Source organism: Streptococcus alactolyticus (genome assembly GCF_042649785.1).
In the GTDB taxonomy this organism is placed as follows: domain Bacteria; phylum Bacillota; class Bacilli; order Lactobacillales; family Streptococcaceae; genus Streptococcus; species Streptococcus alactolyticus.
The window spans coordinates 1-2787 of record NZ_JBHRZX010000044.1; the positions used below are offsets into that span (position 1 = coordinate 1).

General features: G+C 48.7%; 1 tRNA gene and 2 rRNA genes. All 3 read left to right on the plus strand.

The features are described 5' to 3' along the window. Positions 1-333: ribosomal RNA gene (locus ACFORE_RS08630) — 16S ribosomal RNA — on the plus strand; the annotation flags it as partial. 54 nt (positions 334-387) lie between these two features. Then, positions 388-460 (plus strand) — tRNA-Ala (locus ACFORE_RS08635). Positions 461-603: 143 nt separating this feature from the next. Next, positions 604-2787, plus strand: a 23S ribosomal RNA gene (locus ACFORE_RS08640); the annotation flags it as partial.

Here is a 2787-nt window from a genome sequence, read left to right on the forward strand (position 1 = left end):
CTTATGACCTGGGCTACACACGTGCTACAATGGTTGGTACAACGAGTCGCAAGTCGGTGACGGCAAGCAAATCTCTTAAAGCCAATCTCAGTTCGGATTGTAGGCTGCAACTCGCCTACATGAAGTCGGAATCGCTAGTAATCGCGGATCAGCACGCCGCGGTGAATACGTTCCCGGGCCTTGTACACACCGCCCGTCACACCACGAGAGTTTGTAACACCCGAAGTCGGTGAGGTAACCGTAAGGAGCCAGCCGCCTAAGGTGGGATAGATGATTGGGGTGAAGTCGTAACAAGGTAGCCGTATCGGAAGGTGCGGCTGGATCACCTCCTTTCTAAGGAAAAACGGAAGCACGTTTGGCGTATTGTTTAGTTTTGAGAGGTCTTGTGGGGCCTTAGCTCAGCTGGGAGAGCGCCTGCTTTGCACGCAGGAGGTCAGCGGTTCGATCCCGCTAGGCTCCATTGAATCGAAAGATTCAAAGATTGTCCATTGAAAATTGAATATCTATATCAAATTCCACAATTAGAAATAATTGTAGAAAGTAACAAGAAATAAACCGAAACGCTGTGATTTAATGAGTTTAAGGTCAATAAGACCAAAATAAGGTTAAGTTAATAAGGGCGCACGGTGGATGCCTTGGCACTAGAAGCCGATGAAGGACGTGACTAACGACGAAATGCTTTGGGGAGCTGTAAGTAAGCATTGATCCAGAGATGTCCGAATGGGGGAACCCGGCAACTAATGGTTGTCACTCATTACTGTTAAGGTAATGTAGAGGAAGACGCAGTGAACTGAAACATCTAAGTAGCTGCAGGAAGAGAAAGCAAACGCGATTGCCTTAGTAGCGGCGAGCGAAGAGGCAGGAGGGCAAACCGATGTGTTTACACATCGGGGTTGTAGGACTGCGTTGTGGGACGACAAGATTATAGAAGAATTACCTGGGAAGGTAAGCCAAAGAGAGTAACAGCCTCGTATTCGAAATAGTCTTTAACCCTAGCAGTATCCTGAGTACGGCGAGACACGAGAAATCTCGTCGGAATCTGGGAGGACCATCTCCTAACCCTAAATACTCTCTAGTGACCGATAGTGAACCAGTACCGTGAGGGAAAGGTGAAAAGCACCCCGGGAGGGGAGTGAAATAGAACCTGAAACCGTGTGCCTACAACAAGTTCGAGCCCGTTAATGGGTGAGAGCGTGCCTTTTGTAGAATGAACCGGCGAGTTACGATATGATGCGAGGTTAAGTTGAAGAGACGGAGCCGTAGGGAAACCGAGTCTTAATAGGGCGATTTAGTATCATGTCGTAGACCCGAAACCATGTGACCTACCCATGAGCAGGGTGAAGGTGAGGTAAAACTCACTGGAGGCCCGAACCAGGGCACGTTGAAAAGTGCTTGGATGACTTGTGGGTAGCGGAGAAATTCCAAACGAACTTGGAGATAGCTGGTTCTCTCCGAAATAGCTTTAGGGCTAGCGTCGATGTTAAGTCTCTTGGAGGTAGAGCACTGTTTGATTGAGGGGTCCATCCCGGATTACCAATATCAGATAAACTCCGAATGCCAATGAGATATAATCGGCAGTCAGACTGCGAGTGCTAAGATCCGTAGTCGAAAGGGAAACAGCCCAGACCACCAGCTAAGGTCCCAAAATATATGTTAAGTGGAAAAGGATGTGGGGTTGCACAGACAACTAGGATGTTAGCTTAGAAGCAGCTATTCATTCAAAGAGTGCGTAATAGCTCACTAGTCGAGTGACCCTGCGCCGAAAATGTACCGGGGCTAAAACATATTACCGAAGCTGTGGATACCTTTTAGGTATGGTAGGAGAGCGTTCTATGTGTGATGAAGGTGTACCGTGAGGAGCGCTGGAACGCATAGAAGTGAGAATGCCGGTATGAGTAGCGAAAGACAGGTGAGAATCCTGTCCACCGTAAGACTAAGGTTTCCAGGGGAAGGCTCGTCCGCCCTGGGTTAGTCGGGACCTAAGGAGAGACCGAAAGGTGTATCCGATGGCCAACAGGTTGATATTCCTGTACTAGAGTATATAGTGATGGAGGGACGCAGTAGGCTAACTAAAGCGTGCGATTGGAAGTGCACGTCTAAGCAGTGAGGTGTGATATGAGTCAAATGCTTGTATCTGTAACATTGAGCTGTGATGGGGAGCGAAGTTTAGTAGCGAAGTTAGTGATGTCACACTGCCAAGAAAAGCTTCTAGCGTTAATTATACTCTACCCGTACCGCAAACCGACACAGGTAGTCGAGGCGAGTAGCCTCAGGTGAGCGAGAGAACTCTCGTTAAGGAACTCGGCAAAATGACCCCGTAACTTCGGGAGAAGGGGTGCTGACTTTAAGTCAGCCGCAGTGAATAGGCCCAAGCAACTGTTTATCAAAAACACAGCTCTCTGCTAAATCGTAAGATGATGTATAGGGGGTGACGCCTGCCCGGTGCTGGAAGGTTAAGAGGAGCGCTTAGCAATAGCGAAGGTGTGAATTGAAGCCCCAGTAAACGGCGGCCGTAACTATAACGGTCCTAAGGTAGCGAAATTCCTTGTCGGGTAAGTTCCGACCCGCACGAAAGGCGTAATGATTTGGGCACTGTCTCAACGAGAGACTCGGTGAAATTTTAGTACCTGTGAAGATGCAGGTTACCCGCGACAGGACGGAAAGACCCCATGGAGCTTTACTGCAGTTTGATATTGAATATCTGTACCACATGTACAGGATAGGTAGGAGCCTATGAAATCGGGACGCTAGTCTCGGTGGAGGCGTTGTTGGGATACTACCCTTGTG